The organism is Microcoleus sp. B4-D4, assembly GCF_036705185.1.
Taxonomy (GTDB): domain Bacteria; phylum Cyanobacteriota; class Cyanobacteriia; order Cyanobacteriales; family Microcoleaceae; genus Microcoleus.
Map to the genome: position 1 here is coordinate 1 of NZ_JAUBTX010000067.1, position 19,608 is coordinate 19,608.

The 19,608-nt window shown below is 46.9% G+C and carries 18 protein-coding genes; 12 read left to right on the forward strand and 6 right to left on the reverse strand.

The annotated features are described in order from the left end of the window. Positions 1 to 175: 175 nt before the first annotated feature. Complete coding sequence (locus tag QUB13_RS28095; protein ID WP_333387783.1) at positions 176 to 1,540, reverse strand: NAD(P)/FAD-dependent oxidoreductase; 1,365 nt, start codon at positions 1,538 to 1,540, stop codon at positions 176 to 178. A gap of 455 nt (positions 1,541 to 1,995) precedes the next feature. Between QUB13_RS28095 and QUB13_RS28100 the strand changes: the two genes are divergently transcribed. The 7 genes from QUB13_RS28100 to QUB13_RS28130 all read left to right on the forward strand — a co-directional run bounded on the left by QUB13_RS28100 (position 1,996) and on the right by QUB13_RS28130 (position 10,746). Next, positions 1,996 to 2,808 (forward strand): SDR family oxidoreductase, encoded by an 813-nt coding sequence (locus QUB13_RS28100; RefSeq protein WP_333387786.1) that lies wholly within the window; start codon positions 1,996 to 1,998, stop codon positions 2,806 to 2,808. Positions 2,809 to 2,847: 39 nt separating this feature from the next. After that, positions 2,848 to 5,475, forward strand: a complete 2,628-nt coding sequence (locus QUB13_RS28105) for an MGH1-like glycoside hydrolase domain-containing protein (RefSeq protein ID WP_333387789.1) — start codon at positions 2,848 to 2,850, stop codon at positions 5,473 to 5,475. Between the two features lie 372 nt (positions 5,476 to 5,847). Then, a complete protein-coding gene (locus QUB13_RS28110) occupies positions 5,848 to 6,342 on the forward strand; it encodes a DUF2231 domain-containing protein (protein ID WP_333387792.1) in 495 nt (164 codons plus the stop codon). Next, positions 6,339 to 6,956, forward strand: coding sequence for a DUF2231 domain-containing protein (locus QUB13_RS28115; RefSeq protein ID WP_333387795.1), 618 nt, complete (start codon positions 6,339 to 6,341; stop codon positions 6,954 to 6,956). The genes QUB13_RS28110 and QUB13_RS28115 overlap by 4 nt, the downstream gene beginning before the upstream one ends. 62 nt (positions 6,957 to 7,018) lie before the next feature. Further along, on the forward strand, positions 7,019 to 7,936 hold the full coding sequence (locus tag QUB13_RS28120) for a cytochrome c oxidase subunit II (RefSeq protein ID WP_333387798.1): 918 nt from the start codon (positions 7,019 to 7,021) through the stop codon (positions 7,934 to 7,936). Positions 7,937 to 7,994: 58 nt separating this feature from the next. Continuing rightward, entirely contained in the window at positions 7,995 to 9,668 is a 1,674-nt protein-coding gene (gene ctaD, locus QUB13_RS28125) for a cytochrome c oxidase subunit I (RefSeq protein ID WP_333387801.1), read from the forward strand. A 466-nt stretch (positions 9,669 to 10,134) separates the two neighbouring features. Beyond that, positions 10,135 to 10,746, forward strand: a complete 612-nt coding sequence (locus QUB13_RS28130; RefSeq protein WP_333387804.1) for a cytochrome c oxidase subunit 3 — start codon at positions 10,135 to 10,137, stop codon at positions 10,744 to 10,746. 21 nt (positions 10,747 to 10,767) lie between these two features. Here the strand turns inward: QUB13_RS28130 and QUB13_RS28135 are convergent, their stop codons facing one another. The 5 genes from QUB13_RS28135 to QUB13_RS28155 all read right to left on the reverse strand — a co-directional run bounded on the left by QUB13_RS28135 (position 10,768) and on the right by QUB13_RS28155 (position 14,633). Beyond that, positions 10,768 to 11,106 carry a hypothetical protein gene (locus tag QUB13_RS28135; protein WP_333387807.1) on the reverse strand — a complete coding sequence of 113 codons (339 nt, stop codon included), beginning with the start codon at positions 11,104 to 11,106 and terminating at the stop codon, positions 10,768 to 10,770. A 243-nt stretch (positions 11,107 to 11,349) separates the two neighbouring features. After that, a complete protein-coding gene (locus QUB13_RS28140) occupies positions 11,350 to 12,924 on the reverse strand; it encodes a GMC family oxidoreductase (RefSeq protein ID WP_333387810.1) in 1,575 nt (524 codons plus the stop codon). Positions 12,925 to 12,969: 45 nt separating this feature from the next. Continuing rightward, positions 12,970 to 13,122, reverse strand: a complete 153-nt coding sequence (locus QUB13_RS28145) for a fasciclin domain-containing protein (protein ID WP_333387839.1) — start codon at positions 13,120 to 13,122, stop codon at positions 12,970 to 12,972. Between the two features lie 127 nt (positions 13,123 to 13,249). Then, a complete protein-coding gene (locus QUB13_RS28150; RefSeq protein ID WP_333387813.1) occupies positions 13,250 to 13,426 on the reverse strand; it encodes a hypothetical protein in 177 nt (58 codons plus the stop codon). A 58-nt stretch (positions 13,427 to 13,484) separates the two neighbouring features. Next, positions 13,485 to 14,633 carry an L-dopachrome tautomerase-related protein gene (locus tag QUB13_RS28155; protein ID WP_333387816.1) on the reverse strand — a complete coding sequence of 383 codons (1,149 nt, stop codon included), beginning with the start codon at positions 14,631 to 14,633 and terminating at the stop codon, positions 13,485 to 13,487. A gap of 510 nt (positions 14,634 to 15,143) precedes the next feature. Here QUB13_RS28155 and QUB13_RS28160 point away from each other — a divergent pair. The 5 genes from QUB13_RS28160 to QUB13_RS28180 all read left to right on the forward strand — a co-directional run bounded on the left by QUB13_RS28160 (position 15,144) and on the right by QUB13_RS28180 (position 19,123). Continuing rightward, on the forward strand, positions 15,144 to 16,046 hold the full coding sequence (locus tag QUB13_RS28160; protein WP_333387817.1) for an SMP-30/gluconolactonase/LRE family protein: 903 nt from the start codon (positions 15,144 to 15,146) through the stop codon (positions 16,044 to 16,046). A 330-nt stretch (positions 16,047 to 16,376) separates the two neighbouring features. After that, positions 16,377 to 16,925 (forward strand): DoxX family protein, encoded by a 549-nt coding sequence (locus QUB13_RS28165; protein WP_333387820.1) that lies wholly within the window; start codon positions 16,377 to 16,379, stop codon positions 16,923 to 16,925. 40 nt (positions 16,926 to 16,965) lie between these two features. Then, positions 16,966 to 17,253, forward strand: coding sequence for a hypothetical protein (locus QUB13_RS28170; protein ID WP_333387823.1), 288 nt, complete (start codon positions 16,966 to 16,968; stop codon positions 17,251 to 17,253). Positions 17,254 to 17,262: 9 nt separating this feature from the next. Beyond that, positions 17,263 to 18,414, forward strand: a complete 1,152-nt coding sequence (gshA, locus tag QUB13_RS28175; RefSeq protein ID WP_333088900.1) for a glutamate--cysteine ligase — start codon at positions 17,263 to 17,265, stop codon at positions 18,412 to 18,414. A 247-nt stretch (positions 18,415 to 18,661) separates the two neighbouring features. Then, positions 18,662 to 19,123 (forward strand): tRNA (cytidine(34)-2'-O)-methyltransferase, encoded by a 462-nt coding sequence (locus QUB13_RS28180; RefSeq protein ID WP_194010379.1) that lies wholly within the window; start codon positions 18,662 to 18,664, stop codon positions 19,121 to 19,123. The last annotated feature ends 485 nt before the right edge of the window (positions 19,124 to 19,608 follow it).

Here is a 19,608-nt window from a genome sequence, read left to right on the forward strand (position 1 = left end):
TAGTTGGGACACTAAAACTGTATGAACTTTTGTTCTCAAAAATACCACAAAGTACACAGCCTAGGCTCTGCCTCCTTTGAGGAAGGCAACTTACAGAAGAGAAGGCTGTAGGAGGTGTTTAAGTTATTAAGTTTTCGATCCTAAGCTATTTCAAAAGATTGCTAAATTTTAGCCATTAACTAGCTGTATTGTCTTTGCTATCTCCTAACATTTGCATCAATTTTCGGGCGACGACAACGCCCACTACCGCACCGCCAACCCATTTAACCACATCGGCAGTGTGAATCGGGTGCAAGTGGCGATCGAAAATTTCATCTTTCAGCCATTCCTCTGTTACTTTTAAATTATGAACGGGAGTCGGCAATAACTCTAAGTAACTACCTTGGCGGATTAAGTGACCGAGTTCTCCGGTTATTTCAAAGCTATTGTAAATGTTAGCCACACTTTCTTCTATCCCCAGTTTTAGCAGCGTTCCCCGCAGGTTAACTTCCGCAGGTTTTAGCTCATTTCCCAAAGCCAGAGCATTCAAATTGTGAGCGATTGCAGCTCCCTGCTGATAAGCAACTTGAGCGGTGGGAGGTAAAGAATTTCCTTGCACTGCTGCACAATCTCCCCCAGCAAAAACTTCAGGAAAATCTAGCAGTTGCAGTGTAGGGTTCACGAAAGGGCGACCGTGTTTGTCTCGGGATTTATCAGAAATGTCTAAACCTTTAATTAGCGAATTAATATTAGTTCCTGTCGTCCAAATCACTGTACCTGTTGATAAAGTTTCCGCCTGTCCGTGGCGCTGATATTCAACTTCGTTGGGGCGAATAGCTGTCGCTTTTGCCTCCATAATAAATTCTACTGGTACTGTGCGTTTTTGCAGAGCATTTGTCGCAATTTCGCGCAGGTGACTATTAATATCGTTCTCCAGGATTTGCTCGCCGTGATTGAGTAAAACGACCCGGACTTCCTCTGCATTGCCGCCCATTGCAGCATACCAATTTGGCAGTAAATCGCCTAATGTACCTGCCATTTCCACGCCGGAAGCTCCAGCACCTATGACGGTGACAGTCAGGAATTTGCGGCGCTTTTGGGCATCTTGAATCTGAAGAGCTTGTTGCAAGCAGTCGCGCAGGTGTTTGTCAATGGCGATCGCATCTTCTCCGGTACGCAGAGGGAACGCATTCTCTTGAGCTCCCTCGACTCCAAAATATCCTGTAACGCTACCTAAAGCTAAAACTAAATTGCTGTAATTGTAAGCATCTCCCGATGTTACTTTGACTTCTCGCTGTTGTAAATCAATCGATTGAACGGCATCTTTAACAAAAATTACACCGCTACCTTTTAGCAATTCGTCATAGCGCGGCCAAACTTCTTCTGCACCCATTTCGCCGCTAAAATATTCGTAAAGTAACGGCTTAAAGCAAAAGCGATCCTCTTTTTCGATCAAAATTACAGAACGGGGATAGTGTTGGTGGCTCAAGTGCAAAGCTGTAAATAGTCCAGCAAAGCCGCCACCTACAATTACAGTTTGATAGATTGTGTTGTTCATCATACTGTTTGTTGAATTTGATAATTTTATTGATGCACTAATTATACAAAAATGCAGCTTGATTCTAACTAACTTCAACTTAGATCCGGTTCGGTCGATTGCGATCGCAAAAATGGTTCGCTCGTGCGTCAGTCAGTGTCCGCTCCCTGCGGACAACCCAACTCCGCACGCGCGATCGAATCTGACTGCGGTTAATTGACAGGACATGATATTAGAGGTAATTCTTATTCAAAGGTATCTGCCTTAAGAAAGACATAATTTAAAATTATATATTTCTTCAGGCATAAATAAATTTAAGTAGTAATGGCTAGACGCTATAACTAGCATGAGCTTCAACTAAAACAATCTCTTGTATAGACTATTTTTATTACAAATTTGACAAAAGTTTATTATCAATTTGACAAAGAGAGTCTATATAATAAATGTCAAATAAATTTTCAAAATGACGGAGAAAAAATATGAGCTTTTCCCCTGAGCTTCTTAAAGGCCAAAAAGCTCTGGTAACGGGCGGAAGTTCTGGTATCGGCGAAGCGATCGCCCGTGCTTTAGCTGCAGCCGGCGCATCTGTTGCAGTCAATTACCACTCTGGAGGTGAAGAGGCGCAGAAAATTGTCGAGGATATCAAAGCCGGGGGTGCAGAAGCGATCGCCATTGGTGCCGACGTCAGCAAAGAAGACGAAGTTAAGGCTATGTTCGGTCAGGCGATCGAGGAATTTGGTACGATCGACATCCTGGTTAATAACGCAGGTCTGCAAAAAGATTCGTCCTTGGTAGACATGACACTCGACGACTGGAACCTAGTGATTGGAGTCAACCTAACCGGACAGTTTTTGTGTGCGCGAGAAGCTACTAAAGAATTTTTGCGGCGGGGCGTACAACCTCATATTTCTGCGGCTGCGGGCAAAATTATTTGCATGAGTTCAGTACATGAGGTAATTCCTTGGGCGGGTCACGTCAACTATGCTGCCAGTAAAGGCGGTATAAATATGATGATGCGGAGTATTGCCCAAGAACTCGCACCCCAGAGAATTCGAGTTAATAGTATTGCGCCAGGGGCCATCAAAACCCCCATCAATACATCAGCATGGGATACGCCGGAAGCGAAAGCAAAGCTATTAAAACTGATTCCTTACGGTCGAGTTGGGGTAGTGGAAGATATCGCTAAAACTGCTGTTTGGCTGGCTTCGGATGACTCTGATTATGTCTGCGGTGAAACGCTATTTGTGGATGGCGGCATGACTTTGTATCCAGGTTTTGCAGCAGGCGGCTAATCGAGATTATATAATCTGAAATATTCTCGGATAACTGCAATGGGTGCTGAAGACAAACGAATTCAAGAAAATGCTGAAATGAAAGCGCACTGGAACCGCTGGGGTTCTTATTTAAGCGATCGCCAGTGGGGAACAGTCCGCGAAGATTATTCGCCAAACGGTGAGGCTTGGGAGTATTTCCCTCACGATGCGGCGCGATCGCGCGCCTACCGCTGGGGTGAAGACGGGTTAGGAGGGATTTGCGATCGCCACGGTCAAATTTGTTTTGCCCTAGCACTATGGAACGGCAAAGATCCCATTTTGAAAGAGCGTTTTTTTGGACTTACCAACAGTCAAGGAAATCACGGAGAGGATGTCAAAGAATACTATTTCTATTTAGACAATACCCCAACTCATTCTTATATGCGCTGGCTGTACAAATATCCGCAGCAAGCATATCCTTATACTTTGTTGGTTGAGGAAAATGCTAGGCGCGACAAATCTCAACCAGAATTTGAGTTGCTGGATACAGGAATTTTTGAGGGCGATCGCTACTTCGATATCGTTGCTGAATACGCCAAAGCATCCCCAGAAGATATTTGCATTCGCATCAGCGCCACTAACCGGGGATCGGAAACAGCAACCCTCGACTTATTGCCGACATTATGGTTTCGCAATACTTGGTCTTGGACGGATAGCAAAAAATCAGCGTATGTGGCTCGATCGGGCGATGGAGTTATCAAAGCTCACCATCCAAAATATGGCGATCGCTGGCTCTTTTGTGAAGGCAATCCTCCCCTGTTATTTACAGAAAATGAAACCAACCTACAGCGCCTGTACGGTGTCGCCAATACCTCACCTTACGTTAAAGATGCTTTCCACGAATTAATCGTTCACCATCGCCAAAAAGCTGTAAATCCCGCTCAAATCGGTACTAAAGCCGCCGCCCGCTATCACCTAAAAATTGAGCCAGGAGAAACCGCAGTTATCCAACTCAGATTTACTGATGTTTATACCGACAATGCTTTTAGCCAAGAATTTGCAGACACCTTCATTCAAAGGCAAAAAGAAGCCGATGAATTTTACGAATCGCTAACTCCAAATCTTGAGGAAGATGTCCGCAACATACAGCGTCAAGCCTTTGCTGGCTTATTGTGGACTAAACAGTTTTACGCCTACGATGTTCGCACTTGGTTGCGAGGCGATCCAGCCGAACCAACACCGCCGGCGCAGCGTTTAAATGGTCGCAATTCTGACTGGCGAAACTTCTATGCCGAAGAAGTTATTTCCATGCCAGATACATGGGAATATCCTTGGTTTGCAGCCTGGGATTTGGCATTTCACTGCATACCGATCGCCTTAATCGATGCTGACTTTGCCAAGCGCCAATTACTGCTGCTAACTCGCCAGTGGTATATGCACCCAAACGGTCAAATTCCAGCCTATGAATGGGCGTTTGGAGATGTCAACCCGCCCGTGCAAGCTTGGGCGGCATGGCGAGTTTATAAAATTGAAGAAAAGCGAGTAGGTAAAGGCGATCGGGACTTCCTCGAACGGATGTTTCACCGACTGCTGCTCAACTTTATTTGGTGGGTAAACCGCAAAGATCCTCAAGGTGCAAATTTGTTTCAAGGCGGCTTTTTAGGCTTAGATAATATTGGGGTATTTGACCGCAGTAAACCCTTGCCGACTGGCTATTTGCAACAAGCAGACGGTACTGCGTGGATGGGAATGTTTTCGCTGAATATGTTAGCAATTGCCTTAGAACTTGCCCGCGAAGATCCAGTTTACTCGGATATGGCGCTCAAATTTTTTGAACACTTCCTTCACATAGCCGATGCTGTCAACCATGTCGGCCCCCAAAAAATCGGTTTGTGGGACGATGAAGACGGCTTTTATTACGATGCCCTGTCTCTGCCTAACGGTGAATGTTCCTTGCTAAAAGTCCGCTCAATGGTGGGGATGACGCTACTATTTGCCGTCGATACCTTGGAAACTGAATTATTAGAAACAGTGCCGGGATTTAAAGAGCAAATCGATTGGTTGATGAAGAACCGCCCGGAACTGACAAAGAATATTGCCAGTATGGAAATTCCCGGAGTCGGCGAGCGCAGGCTGCTTTCAATTACCACCCCCGAAGGATTGCAGCGCGTCCTCAAAAGGCTGCTAGATGAAAATGAATTTCTTTCGCCTTACGGCATTCGTTCCCTCTCTCGCTATCATTTAGAACATCCGTTTATCTTTGAGTGGGATGGCATCAAATATCAGGTAGACTATGAGCCTGCTGAGTCTACAACTGAGCAATTTGGTGGCAACTCAAACTGGCGCGGCCCGATTTGGTTTCCGTTAAATTTCTTATTAATTGAATCGTTGCAAAAATATTACCATTACTTCGGTGATGACTTCCAAGTAGAATTTCCTACTGGCTCTGGAGTTATGATGAATTTATGGGAAGTTGCCTTGCAATTAGAGCAGCGGCTAAATAGCATTTTTATCAGAGGGAAAGATGGTAAAAGACCAGTCTATGGCGGTTTAGAAAAGTTTCAAAACGATCCTCACTGGCACGATTTGATTTTGTTTCACGAATACTTTCACGGTGACAACGGTGCAGGATTGGGCGCGTCTCACCAGACGGGATGGACTGCTGTGGTGGCGAAACTGATCCAGCAAGTCAGTGAAAAGCCATGAAACTGACAATGTTTTGTTTAAATCGATCTTTAAATATGAAATTGGAAATTTTAAGCAAACCGAATTGCGATCTAACCCAATACGGTTCACTTAACATATTTAGGCCCCGGAGATCCCCCTAAATCCCCCTTAAGAAGGGGGACTTTGATCGGAATCTTGTCCCACCCCCTACTCCCCTTTTTAAGGGGGGTTAGGGGGGATCGTCTTAAGTAAACCGTATTGCCCTCTAACCATAAAGACAAGATTGGTTCGTAGTGAGGACTTTAGTCCGCAATTAGAAGGACTAAAGTCCTCACTACGAACCTGTGACTTGTTGATATTTGGCAATTGATTGGACATGATATAATTCATTGATGCCGTAAGGACAAAGCAATGCCTGCTCTACCTCTCAATAGCGAAAATCTACCTTATCCCGATCCGCTCCATCCGATTCTTGTCCACTTTGTAATTGCGATGGTAATTTTCTCATTTTTCTGCGACGTTGTGGGATATTTTACTCGCAATCACCGCTTGTTTGAGGTGAGTTTCTGGAACTTGTTTGTGGCGACAGTTTCCATATTCCTAGCTGTGATGTTCGGTCAGTTTGAAGCTGGTTTGTCGCAACCTTACGAGGTGGTTAAACCGGTACTAGATTTGCACACGATTACGGGATGGTCGCTGGCGGCAATTCTGGCGGGCATTATGGGTTGGCGCTTTGTAATTCGCAGGCGCAGTCCCTTGAAAGTACCGCCGGCTTATCTGGGGGCGACAACTTTTTTGAGTTGTTTGGTTTTATTTCAAACATATCTGGGAACTCGGCTGGTTTGGGTTTACGGGTTGCACGTAGAGCCGATCGTTGAAGCGACGAAAAGAGGGATTTTGCAATGAATTCGCAACTCGTGCAGCAACTTGTCGATCAATTGGGGTTCAAGCTAGGTGCAAATAGACTGCCCTACGAAGTGCCAATTCATCCGAATTTGGTGCATTTTACCCTGGGTTTGTTTATAATTGCCATCTTGTTTGATATAGCAGGAAATCTTTTTCCGTTAGAAAGACCGATTTTGAAATTTTTGGCTGTCCCTGCGCTGCGATCGGGCTTTTATGATGTGGGCTGGTACAATTTGCTCGCAAGTGCGATCGTCACATTTTTTACTGTCGCAGCCGGATTTTTCGAGATTATGCTCGCAGATCCCCCTGCGAATGTCAAGAGTGCGTGGGGGTTGGGTGCAGCGCCGACGATGGTATTGCACGGTTTGGGCGGAGTTTTGCTGTTGGGGGCGATCGTTGCCCTGACCGTGTGGAGGGGGTTTCAGCGCTACCGCTGGCGCAAAGAAGCCAGCAGACAAGTGCAGTGGAGCTATTTGCTAGCAGGCGTTGTCATGCTGGGTTTACTATTCGTTCACGGGACGCTCGGAGCACACATGGGAGACCAGTTTGGGATTCACAATACGGCTGCAGGTTTGCTCCGACAGGGATTAAATCCTAGTTCTGCCCTCAAGTAAATAGGTAAATAAATTAAGAGTTTCGAGTTAGAATACGCATCTTTTCAAGCAGCAGGAAATTTATGAAAGTTTTTAAGAGCTTGCTATTGGCGATCGCGATCGCCTTAGATATGATAGCCAGCCACTGGGTGGGACAGCAGGCCTATTCTTGGATGCCCAGTCAGGGAACCGCAGAAGCCCAACAAGTTGACAATCTGTTTAGCTTCTTGGTGTCTATCGGAACGTTTATTTTTATCGGAATTGCTGCCATTATCCTCTATTCTATCCTCACTTCCCGCGCACCGAAAGGAGACTTCAGCCACGGTCATCCTGCGAGGGGAAATTGGAAAATCGAGGTTCTTTGGGTAGTTGTTCCGGTGTTGTTAGTGACGTGGATTGCGGCTCAAAGCTACATGATTTATCAGAAAATAAACATCCAAGGTTTGACACCGATCGCCCACTTGCACCTGCCTCTAGAAGAACCTGTTTATGCCGCCGAAAAACCTACGGAAAACAACAACAATTCTAAATTAGTTTCTGAAGAAATTGAGATAATTGCTAAACAGTGGTCTTGGTCTTTCCGCTATCCGCGCCAGAATGTTACCAGTACAGAATTGCACCTGCCAGTTAATCAAAACGTGCGGCTGACATTGCAATCACTGGATGTTATTCACGGTTTCTACGTTCCTGAATTCCGCATCAAGCAAGATATCATTCCCAACCGCAGTATTAATTTTGTGTTTGCGCCGATCCGAGAAGGCAAATATCGGTTGAGAGATTCTCAATTCAGCGGCACTTACTTTGCCCTGATGGATGCGGATGTGTACGTTGAATCCCCCGCAGCTTACGATCGCTGGCTGACCCAAGCTGCGACACAATCGCCAACTCCTGCAACCAATCAGGCGGTTTCCGAATACAAAAAGCAAGTGCAGAAAACCAGAAGCAGCTTCTGGCCCACTGTGACACCGGCTCCGCCTCCTGTGGTAAATCATCCCAACTGATCTAACTATTCGGCAAAAAACAGAATTTTCTCTCGATTAATAACTAAGCAACTGAAAAATGACAAATAACTCGATTGAAAACATAGCCAAGGGTGGCGATCGTGAAAGCGATCGCAGCGAAAATCCGATTGATTGGCGGCGCTACATCAGCTTCAGCAAAGATCACAAAGTGATCGGCATTCAGTACCTAATTACTGCTTTTATCTTCTTTTTAATCGCGGGTTTATTCTCGATGATTATTCGCGCCGAACTGATCTCTCCAGCATTAAATCTAGTCGATCGCCCGCTGTACAATGGCTTGTTCACCATGCACGGGACAATGATGATCTTCCTGTGGGTTTTCCCGTGCATGGTGGGTCTAGGCAACTACCTGATACCGCTGATGATCGGGGCGCGGGACATGGCGTTTCCCCTCCTCAATGCCATCTCCTTCTGGATAATTCCCCCCGCAGGCATCCTGCTGATGTCCAGCTTCTTGCTGCCCAGTGGCACCGCCCAGGCCGGCTGGTGGTCTTACCCGCCGGTGAGCATCCAGAACCCGTCGGGCGATTTAATCAACGGCCAACTGATCTGGCTGGTGAGTGTGGCGCTGCTGGGCATCTCGTCGATTATGGGGGGAGTTAACTTCGTAACGACGATCGTCAGAATGCGAGCACCAGGCATGACTTGGTTCCGAATGCCAATCTTTGTGTGGACGGTTTTGAGCGCTCAGTTGCTGCAACTGTTTTGCCTACCAGCCCTGACTGCGGCGGCGGTGCTGATGTTGTTCGATTTAGCCTTGGGGACAACCTTTTTCGATCCTTTTAACGAAGGCAGCCCGATTCTCTACCAGCACTTATTCTGGTTTTACTCGCACCCTGCAGTTTACGTAATGGCGCTGCCGGCCTTCGGTATTTTCTCGGAGATTTTGCCTGCTTTTTCCCGCAACCCTTTGTTTGGCTATAAATCAGTAGCGGTTGCATCCTTTGCAATTTCTCTACTCAGCATCTTCGTTTGGGTACACCATATGTTCGCCAGCGGCACTCCCGGCTGGATGCGGATGCTGTTCATGTTCTCCACCATGTTAGTCGCCGTGCCGACTGGCGTTAAGGTATTCGCTTGGACTGCTACCGTTTGGGGCGGAAAGCTGCACTTGGAAACGCCGATGCTGTTTGCCTTGGGTGGCGTAGTCATGTTTCTGTTCGGGGGCATCACGGGCGTTATGCTGGGGGCAGTGCCTTTTAATCTGCACGTAAATAATACTTATTTTATAGTCGGCCACTTCCACTACATTGTGTTCAACACCATCACAATTGCGATTTTTGGAGCAATTTACTACTGGTTTCCCAAGATGACTGGGCGGATGTACGCCGAGGGTTGGGGCAAAATCCACTTCTGGCTGACTTTTATCGGGGCTAATCTAACTTTCTTTCCGATGCACCCGTTGGGCTTGCAAGGGATGGTGCGCCGGGTTGCTTCCTACGATCCGCAATACCAAGGGTTGAACGTCATTGCCAGTTTGGGGGGATTTCTGCTGGGGGTATCGACGCTGCCTTTTATCGTCAATATGGTGGTTTCCGCGCTGCAGGGCCCGAAAGCAACTAACAATCCTTGGCACGCTACGGGCTTGGAGTGGACTGTTTCTTCGCCGCCGCCTGTTGAGAATTTTGCCCAGATTCCGATTGTGACTTTGCCGCCATACCACTATGTCGATTCTCCCGATCGGATTACCCAGGCTTCTGCTCAAGAATAGCTGCAATTTCAACCGCTGATTTCCGGCGGATCAACACAGATTAACGCAGATAATTTCCAGAATTGAGATCGATCGAATGCTAGAGGTATTTTCTTCCTGATGACTGATGACCAACAACCAACAACTAACAACCAATAACCAATAACCAATAACCAATAACCAATAACCAATAACCAATAACTAATGAGTGAGGGCGGGTTTTGCCATTTTTTTAGTCATTTGTATCCTATATTCTTAGGAGCGAAAACTTAATAACTTAAACACCTCCTACCGTCCTCTCTCCTGTAAGTTGCAAGAAAGAAGGAGGCAGAGCCTCCGGATCTGCATTACCAGGCAGAGCCTGGTAACGAGCAATCGCTTAAGTTATTAAATTTTCATTCCTTAGCTAAACCCGCCTCTACAAAATGCTAATGACTAATGACCAATGACCAATGACTAATGACTAATGACCAATGACCAATGACTAATGACTTCTTCACTTATGGCAAATCCTACGCATTCAGGGCGATCGCCCCAAGAAAGCAACCAAAATTCTCAAGATTACAAAAAGCGGATGTTTGGCTTTACCGCATTCTTGCTTTCCGAGAGTATGGTCTTCCTCAGTTTTTTCGCCGCCTACATCATCTTGCGGCAGACAACTCCTAACTGGCTCCCTCCTGGTGTTCCGAAATTAGAGGTAATTAAACCTGCGATTAGCACGGCGGTACTGGTTTCCAGCAGTTGTGTCATTTACTTTGCAGAACAAGCCCTCGATCGCCGGAAACTGGGTTTATTTCGCTTGCTGTGGCTGACGGCATCGTTGATGGGAACTTACTTTTTAGTTAATCAGGCGATCGAGTGGAACAACCTATCTTTTGGGCTGACTACAGGGTTGTTCGGCGCGACATTTTATCTGCTGACTGGGTTTCACGGTTTGCACGTTTTTGTCGGGATTATCTTGCAGCTAATTATGCTTGTCCGTTCTTTCATTCCTGGCAATTACAATGCCGGTCACTTCGGCGTGAGTGCGGCTTCTTTGTTTTGGCACTTTGTTGATGTGATTTGGATTGTTTTGTTCTCGCTGGTTTATCTGTGGTAGTTCTATTTCTTTGCCAAAACCCTACCCTTGCGGTTTTGATAGTGCTTGTAATTCTTCCCAAGTGTAATGTTTGGGCAATTCAACGGGCTTAGCATTAGCGCCTAAACCTAACCCGATCGCCGGCTGAATTTCGGCGATCGCCTCTGAAGCAACATCAGCCACCGCATTGCCGGCAATTCCGCCCGCGATCGCCCCTGCGATGCTACCAATGGCCGCACCAACCTTTCCGCCAACAGAATTACCAATGGCCGCACCAGCTACACCGCCGCCGACTGCGCCCAATCCTGTGGCGATCGGGTGAGACTCATGTGTTTCCGATCGATCTGTACCATTTTCATGCGGCTGTTTAGCATCATTCATTGCCATTATTTCCTCAAAAATTTTGCTATTTTTTCTCAATCTTTGCTTTTATATAGCCATCCTAAATCATTTGTGAATTTCTTACTCCCTCCCCTTAATAAGGGGAGGGTTGGGGTGGGGTAAAAAACTTTACGACTCCTGCAAGGATTGCTATATTATGAGGTCTGGTTAATTTCCCATAATTCGTTCGCAGCGATAACTGAAGTCATGACTGCTAACCAATTATGCCATTTTTAACTAAGTTTACTTTAACAGTTCAGCGATGCGATCGCCAACCCGCAGCGCATTTGCCATAATCGTCAGCGTCGGGTTAACCCCCGAATTTGACGCGAAAAAACTGCCATCCACAACATAGAGATTCTCAACATCGTGGGTGCGACAATTCACGTCAAGCACTGAAGTTTTGGAGTCTGTACCAAACCGACAAGTGCCGCATTGATGACCAACTGATTGTACCGGCATCTCGGCGCGAGGATACAGGCTAAAAGGAATGACGTGCTTGGCCGAACGGTGGAGGGATTTGACTACAGATGTCCAGCGGTGAATTAGCCGATCGCGCGCTTCGATATTGTTCGGCGTATAATCCAAGTAAATTCGATCGCCCTCCACCCGAACGCGATTGTTTGAATCCGGCAAATCTTCTGTTTGCAACCACCAACCAACCGATCGCTCAGCAATCAAATGCCGCTCGTATTCAGGAATCAATTTTACCAGCGGAGCCATCAGCGCCGGAGCCTCGGCCGGCAGCATATCAGCTAACACATTGCCCGTATTTTGTACCATACCCATTGGATAAGGAAAATCCGGCTCTCCCCAATAATAATCATTAACAGCAATAGTTTTTTGAAAGTTAGCTGTATTCACATCTAAGTGCATAGCAACTAAAGCAGTTGCCAGGTGTTTCATTAAATTTCTGCCCACCTGATCCGAACTATTTGCTAATCCATTGGGGTGCTGCTCGTTGGCAGATTGCAACAACAAAACAGCCGAATTAATCGCACCGCAGGAAACCACCACAATATCGCCTGTAAATTGCTGTCGTTCCCCTAAAATTTCGGTTTCTACCCCCGTCACTTCTCGCCCGGATTTGCTGGTATGCAGCCTCAAGACTTTGGCATTAGTTATTAGGGTGAAATTAGCATATTTTTCGCGGGTTGGGCGAATCGCATTCACCTCCGCATCGGCTTTCGCACCTACTAAACAAGGATAGCCGTCAAAAGTATCGCAGCGAATGCAAGGGCTGTTTGTGCGATCGGCTTCATTCAGCTTTAATCCTAAAGGTAAATGAAACGGATTGTAGCCGAGCGATCGAATATCGTCCGCGAGCACCTGCATATCAGGTTCGTGGCTGACAGGAGGATAAGCATAAGGTTCGCTGCAGGGCGGTTCAGTCGGATCGGTTCCCCGCTCTCCATGAACGTCATAGAGTGCTTCAGCTTGCGTGTAATACGGCTCAAAATCTGCGTATTTGAGCGGCCACTCTGGAGAAAATCCTTGTTTGTGAATTACGCGATCGAAATCTCGCTCCCGCAGCCGTAAAAGAGCCGCACCATAAACTTTTGTATTGCCGCCAACCCAATAGCCAGTCTGAGGTCGAAACTCCTTTTCTTCCCTGTCATACCAGCGCTCGTCCGTATGATAGCGCTCTTTTTGATAAACTTCCAGCGCGCTCCAATTTGCTTTTTCCCTGGGTAAAAAGTCGCCTCTTTCTAGCACCAAAATCCTTTTACCAGTCGGTGCGAGACGGTGAGCAAGCGTACCTCCGCCCGCTCCCGTGCCAATAATAATGATATCGTAGTGGTTCGCCGAATTTACCATTGCCTAATCTTTTCTAAATTGTGCTGGTTTGGGAATAATTTTCCCTTAACTCACTGATTCAATCTTACCCAGAAATTCAGGAATCACAACTGTATCGATAATGTGAATTACACCGTTATCTGCTGCCACATCTGGCTTGACCACCTTAGCATTGTTTACCTTAACTCCATTGCTCGTTACCAGGCTCTGCCTGGTAATGCAGGTGCGGAGGCTCTGCCTCCTTTGAGGAAGGCAACTTACAGGAGATAGGACTGTAGGAGGTGTTTAAGTTATTAAGTTTTCGAGCATAAATTAACCGCAAGCACTCTTGGTTCGCAGTGCGGAATTAAGTCCGCTTTCCCCCCCACAACTTAGATTGCGCGCGCGATCCATTTTGGTTATAATAATCGAACGGACACGATATTAAAACTTTAATTAAATCCCGCATATTTTCCAGCAAAGCTTCTACAGTTCCCGATCGCACCTTAGAAAATGCTTCATCAGTCGGTGTAAAAACGTTCAACAGTTGACACTTGACAAATCATTTTACAGTAATAAAAATTGAAAGTGCCAACTAGATTTTAGCTGCGATCGAGCAACACTTGCCCCGCATTAATTTGGATGCGAAACAGGCTGTAAGGTTTCTCGCGCAAGTCTTGCCCGTTATGATAGCTGGGGTTCCTATTCCACTGATCTACAGTAAAGTAGAGATAGCCATCTTGGGCAACAAACAGGCAATTCGGCCACAGCATTCGCGCATCGTGGGCGAGTGTTTCCCACGTACCATCAGGGAGGCGGCGCAAAATCGAATTGTTTTCGTAGTTCGTCACATAAAGGCGATTTTTGTCGTCGGAAACCATGCCGCCAGAAGCGCCTTTTTCACCGTGATCGATGACTGTGGCGGCAACATTTTCATCAGGTAAATTTGGATTAACTAATGCTTCAATACTGACGCTGTAAAGGTGTCGGCTTGCTAGGGGACAATAGAACAGTCTTTGCCCGTCACCGCTGAGGGCAATGCCATCGCTGCCGGTGTGAATGTGCTTGGCCGGTTTGTTTGGATGCCGCACCATCATCGGTTGACCTTCGACTATGGGCAAAAAGCCGGGAATTGGTTTAGTTGAAGGATGATCGTTGAGTTTTCTCCAACTGTTTCCGGTGGCCAAATCTACCACAACAATGCCGTTAGGCCCTTCTTCCGAGGAGTCGGTAATAAATGCAATTCCATCCTCTCCCCAGCGCAAATCTACGCGCACGTCATTCAAGGTAGAATTGGCAGAGGCGACGGATTCGGGAAACAGAATTTTCTTGACAATACGATCGCCATTCAGGTCAATTCCCACCAGTTTCGGGCCGCCGGAGGGAACTGAATTTTGCTTGATTTTTGCATGATCTAACAGCCAAAGGCGATCGCGCGCGTCGATGGTCATCCCTTGAACGCACAGCAACTTTTCTGAGGACGAAGCTAAATCTAACTTGTGGATTTCTGCATTGGGGTAGGGAACAGGATTGCCGTTTTTTTCTAGCGGCTGTTTGAGTTCGGCAACGGTGAATTCTACATCGTCAACCAGTCGGGGATAGCTGATGAAAATTCGCCCTTGCTTGGATACCGCAACCCCGATCGGCATGGCATCCTCGAATAGCGTGATTAACTCTAAATTGCCAGCAGATTTGTCTGCTGGCAGTGAAGGCACAGCGGCCATATATTTGGTTGCGGCTAAGTTCGCCATTTCACTAATCCTATTGAGAGTTTGAAGAATTTAAAGAAGCAGAAAATTTGACGTTGATTATATCTCAAAAATCTCTGCCATCCTGTTGCTATTTACAATAAAAAATGGGTGTCAAGGCTGCCCCTGTAGGCTGCCAGGAAAAATTTATTTCCTTCGCTGACAATCTCTTCGCGCTTGAGTCCGAGGTAACTGTCAACTGTCAATTGTTTGCTGTCAATTGTTGAAAAAACTTGGACAGCCCGCAAAGAAACCTATTTTGTCTACCAAACTATAGGTTTTCAGCAAGTATTTTGGTTGAAAAACTGGGTTTTGCAGTACCCGTTCGCAATTTCTCTAGTTAATTGAGAAAGTGGCTTTTTTAGAGATTTTCATGGGTTCAAATTTACATTGTTGATGTTTTGTTTGTCTCTATCGAATGGATGAGATTAAATTTATATCAAAAGACAGATTAGTATTTTTCCCATCGTTGTTTAAGGATAAGAAGAACGTTAAAAATAATATAAAATATCAATGTCTGAAGTCATCAATATTTATGAGGAGCGCATGAAATTGCTTTTGCGCCCTGATGCTTCACTCCAGAAAGTTGTCAGCGGTGCCGTCTGGAGCGAAGGCCCGGTTTATTTCCATGAAGATGATAGCGTGGTGTGGAGCGACGCTCACGGCAATCGCTTGCTGCGCTGGAGTCCCCGCGAGGGAATGAGCGTTTTGCGCGACCCCTCCGACTATCAAAGCGGCAATTACCGCGATCGCGAAGGTCGCCTTGTCTCGTGTTCGTCGGGTTTGCGCGCGATCGTCCGCCGCGAACACAGCGGCGAATGGCTGGTGTTGGTCGATCGCTACCGAGGATCGCGCCTCAACAGCCCCAATGACTTGGTAGTCAAGAGTGACGGCACGATCTGGTTCACTGACCCCCCCTACGGCCTGACGCAGCCCGACCAGGGATACGGCGGCCAACAGGAACAGCCTGGATGTTTTGTGTACCGCTTCGATCCGGCGACTGGTGCGATCGATGCGGTGGTGACGGATATGTTACGCCCCAACGGCCTCGCCTTCAGCCCCGACGAAAGCATCCTTTACGTGTCGGATAGTTCTGCTTTCAATATGCCCCAAGGGTATCACCACCTCCGCGCCTACGATGTTGTAGCCGATCGCGCTGCAGACAACGGCCGGGTGTTCGCAGTCATCGAACCCGGTGAACCCGACGGGTTGCGAACAGACGAACACGGCAATATTTTTACGACTTCCAAAGATAGCGTGCAGGTGTACGCGCCCGACGGTACTCGCTTGGGGAAAATTCCGGTGCCGGAGACTTGCGCTAACCTGACTTTTGGGGGAAAAAAACGCGATCGCCTCTGGATCGCTGCTGGCACATCTTTATATGCGATCGATCTCAACACTCGCGGGTGTCAATAAAGCTGTTCTCGCCACCTGCAATTGTCTGCGATCTTTTAGGAGGAGAGAGTTTTACCATTTTGCGATCGGCAATTGAAATATACAATTTAAATGCAGTTTAAATGCAGGACAATTTAAACTTGAATTGCCTAAATTTTCTACCGTTGTGAAGACTTCTACTTAACGCTTTTTAACGCAGATTTTTTGCTAGATATTTTGGAAATAAATCCCAGATATCTCTTAAGTACAAACGAAAATTAAACAGGCTGTAATCGCCGACTATTTACGAATCTGTACTTGACCTTCGATTGTGTCCTGTGGGGAATATTTCAATAAATTGGGAATGACAAAATGATTTACAAATTTGCTGTGGGCGTGGCCGTCGCGCTGCTTTTGGCTCAAGTTTCACCTCATCTACCAGCACTAAGTTTCAAGCTGCTCAGTTCACTCAATCCTGTGTTTCTGGTCGGCTTTCCAGGCTGGGCGCTTTTATTGCTGAGAGCGGGCGTTGGCGGGTTATTCTTGCTGCACGGCTATCCAAAAATAACACATCTTCAAGAGTGGTCTGATGCTATGAAAATGCCCCTGTTTCTGTGCTTTCTCTCAGCAGCTTCCATGTTAGCTGGCGGAGTTTGTCTGATTGTGGGATTTCTTACACTCTTAGCAAGTCTGCCGATTCTCGGTTCTATGCTATTCGCAATTTATTTAGATTTATCTAAAGGGTTGCCTTTTGTGGCTAGCGATCCCTATTTAATTCCCCAAGGGCAGTATGAAGGGCCAAATGGCAAGGGCGAACCGCCAAGCTGGGAGAAAGCTTTTATGTACTGTTTGATGCTGGTGGCGATCGCAGTTTTAGGGCCTGGTGCCTATTCGCTGGATGCTTTGATTTTTGGAGGATAAAGAACCTGCAAGCGAGCTCTCTCCGCAAGCATTACCGGAGATGTCTGTTCCAAAAATTGGGAGGGGTTCCCTTCACCGCAAGTACGATCGCCACCAAGGCCGAATCAAACACGCCCGCGATCGAACAAACAGCCTTTGTGACTCTACAACCGCCCCGGAAACTGTTGGCGGTGCCCGCATTTGCATCTGCAAACGCTCAAACCAAGTTCGCGCCTGCACACCCGGTTTCACTACCAGCAACCAAAAATTACAACTCTGCCTCGTGGCAGATAGTACGAACAGCTCAATTTTTGGGATACTAGAAACTAGCACTCAACTTATTATCTGAGGAACAAACGTGCTGCTATCAAAAGGCTTTGAAGTAGAAATGTATACCGGCACGCCCCAAGGTGAGGTTGTCGGTCTTTCCGATCGCATAGTCGCCAATTTAGAGGGATTTGTCCGGGAGCCTGATAGCCGCAATGTGGAGTACACGACTGCCCCGCTGTGCAGCTACGATCGCCTGCTGTGCGCCCTAGTCAAGCCCAGAGTCCGGCTGCGCGAGTATCTCAAACAATTGGGCGACTATACCTTGCTGCCTGGAAGTACCCTATCTCTCGGCGGGAGCGATCGATTTTACCGCTCCGATCCCAACAACCCCTACCATACCTACATTGAGCAAACCTACGGCACCAAAGTCGTTACCGCCAGCATTCACATCAACATCGGCATCTCCCAACCAGAACTGCTGATGCGCGCCATCCGCCTCGCCCGCGTCGAAGCACCGCTTTACCTTGCCTTGAGCGCCTCTTCTCCGTTTCTCGACGGCGAAGTCACGGGCTACCATTCCACTCGCTGGGGTTTGTTTCCCAAAACTCCCGCCGTCGTCCCCCTGTTTGAAAGTCACAAGCATTACATCCAGTGGACTGAAGAACAGTTAGAACTCGGCACCATGCAAAATGTCCGCCATTTGTGGTCTGCTGTGCGCCCAAATGGCGATCGGCGCCCCTACTGTCTCAACCGCCTCGAACTCAGAATTTGCGACCTCGAAGTCAATCCTCTGGCTTTATTGGCCATCACTGCCTTGCTAGAAGCTCGCATTTGGCAATTGATGGAAGACCCCAGTTTAGATCCTTTACAACTGAGCACCTTGCCGGCGGCTACCCGCAACCAAGACTTAGTTGCTCTCACAGATGCCAACGAAATTTCTGCATCCAGGCAAAGTTTGGATGCCGAACTCATCCACTGGCAAGATGGCAGAAAGATTTTGGCACGAGATTGGATTGAGGAAATTTACCAGGAGGTGTTCCCTCTTGCCAAGAAACGCGGCTTTAGTTGCTTTCTCTCGCCTCTCAAAAAGATTCTCCGGGAAGGTAACACCGCCCAGCAATGGTTGAAGCTGCACGAGGACGGTTTGGACACCCGCAGTATTATTCTCCAAGGGATTGATGGCATGGCTCACCAAGAATGGGAGCTCGAAGACAATTTGTGCGCCCAGTTAGTTGCCTAAACTATCTGCCATTCCCATCGCGGGGGCTTCTCACTAGCCCCTGGCTGTCCGTACTCAGCCCACAATTCCCATAGCCCGAATTTTGGGAGAATGAAAAATTTGCCAAGCACAGCCCCAAAAAACAAATCAGAATATTTAATCAATCGCACTTTACAGAGGTTATAAATAAAAGCTATAACTGCTATCTACTTTTTAGGTATATTTATACTTCTCCCCAGAGCTGTCTTTTGCGTTTTTAATTAGCTTCATGCCCCAACTTGTCTTGATTCACCCGCAAATCCCCCCGAATACTGGCAATATTGCCCGCACTTGTGCTGCTACAGGCACGGAACTGCATTTAGTCGGCCCGCTGGGCTTTGAAATTACCGATCGCTACCTGAAACGCGCTGGCTTAGATTACTGGCCCTACGTTAACCTCCAATGTCACGAAGATTTGCCGGCTTTTCTGGCTTGTCGCCAACAGCGAGGGGGGCGATCGATCGGATTCAGCACTGGCGGGCGATGCAATTATGCCGAATTCCAATTTCAGCCAGACGATTGGCTGATGTTTGGCTCGGAAACTGTCGGCATTCCCCAATTCGTCTTAGATGCCTGCGATGCCACAGTTTTTATTCCCATGAGCCAGCCTGGAGTTAGGAGTTTGAACCTCTCTGTTAGCGCCGCTGTGGGCTTATTTGAGGCTAAACGACAGTTGGGCGAACTCGGATAAATCTCGATCGACACCTACATACACATATAGATATTTAATCGCTGCTAGGGGCTGCTAAACCTTGATTTAAATATAAGAAATTTGTATCAAAGCGGTGAAATTCTAGATAGCTTTGATTAATATATTTTATTCATCCCAAAACATATTGTTATCAGCAATACAAAATTGCTCCCTAGATGATTAAGCTAGAAAAACAGAGGATTTCAGGGACTTAGGATACCAGGGATCGCCGTATTGTGCCTTGCTGCTATTGATATCTAGTAAATATACGGTTGTAGGTTGTCCGGAAATTAGCATAAAGTCGGATAATAGGTGAGAATCTTAGGCCGTGCCGGAACGCAAATTTTATTTGTTCGTTCCAGCTATTGCGGCGTAAGGCTTGTGGGTGTAAATTCAGCAGGTTTGACCGAGAATTTGAAAATTAATTACGGTTCGAGCTTGTCTAAATTTAAAAAGCAAGGTAATCTTGCCTAAGCATGATAGCT

What these genes read in the sequence shown, in the direction of transcription:
- QUB13_RS28165 (WP_333387820.1), top strand. Translation starts at nt 16,377, where the DNA reads ATGATTTACAAATTTGCTGTGGGCGTGGCCGTCGCGCTGCTTTTGGCT.
- QUB13_RS28105 (WP_333387789.1), top strand. Translation starts at nt 2,848, where the DNA reads ATGGGTGCTGAAGACAAACGAATTCAAGAAAATGCTGAAATGAAAGCG.
- QUB13_RS28155 (WP_333387816.1), bottom strand. Translation starts at nt 14,633, where the DNA reads ATGGCGAACTTAGCCGCAACCAAATATATGGCCGCTGTGCCTTCACTG.
- QUB13_RS28100 (WP_333387786.1), top strand. Translation starts at nt 1,996, where the DNA reads ATGAGCTTTTCCCCTGAGCTTCTTAAAGGCCAAAAAGCTCTGGTAACG.
- QUB13_RS28120 (WP_333387798.1), top strand. Translation starts at nt 7,019, where the DNA reads ATGAAAGTTTTTAAGAGCTTGCTATTGGCGATCGCGATCGCCTTAGAT.
- QUB13_RS28160 (WP_333387817.1), top strand. Translation starts at nt 15,144, where the DNA reads ATGTCTGAAGTCATCAATATTTATGAGGAGCGCATGAAATTGCTTTTG.
- QUB13_RS28130 (WP_333387804.1), top strand. Translation starts at nt 10,135, where the DNA reads ATGACTTCTTCACTTATGGCAAATCCTACGCATTCAGGGCGATCGCCC.
- QUB13_RS28140 (WP_333387810.1), bottom strand. Translation starts at nt 12,924, where the DNA reads ATGGTAAATTCGGCGAACCACTACGATATCATTATTATTGGCACGGGA.
- ctaD (WP_333387801.1), top strand. Translation starts at nt 7,995, where the DNA reads ATGACAAATAACTCGATTGAAAACATAGCCAAGGGTGGCGATCGTGAA.
- QUB13_RS28180 (WP_194010379.1), top strand. Translation starts at nt 18,662, where the DNA reads ATGCCCCAACTTGTCTTGATTCACCCGCAAATCCCCCCGAATACTGGC.
- QUB13_RS28095 (WP_333387783.1), bottom strand. Translation starts at nt 1,540, where the DNA reads ATGATGAACAACACAATCTATCAAACTGTAATTGTAGGTGGCGGCTTT.
- QUB13_RS28115 (WP_333387795.1), top strand. Translation starts at nt 6,339, where the DNA reads ATGAATTCGCAACTCGTGCAGCAACTTGTCGATCAATTGGGGTTCAAG.
- QUB13_RS28135 (WP_333387807.1), bottom strand. Translation starts at nt 11,106, where the DNA reads ATGAATGATGCTAAACAGCCGCATGAAAATGGTACAGATCGATCGGAA.
- QUB13_RS28110 (WP_333387792.1), top strand. Translation starts at nt 5,848, where the DNA reads ATGCCTGCTCTACCTCTCAATAGCGAAAATCTACCTTATCCCGATCCG.
- QUB13_RS28170 (WP_333387823.1), top strand. Translation starts at nt 16,966, where the DNA reads ATGTCTGTTCCAAAAATTGGGAGGGGTTCCCTTCACCGCAAGTACGAT.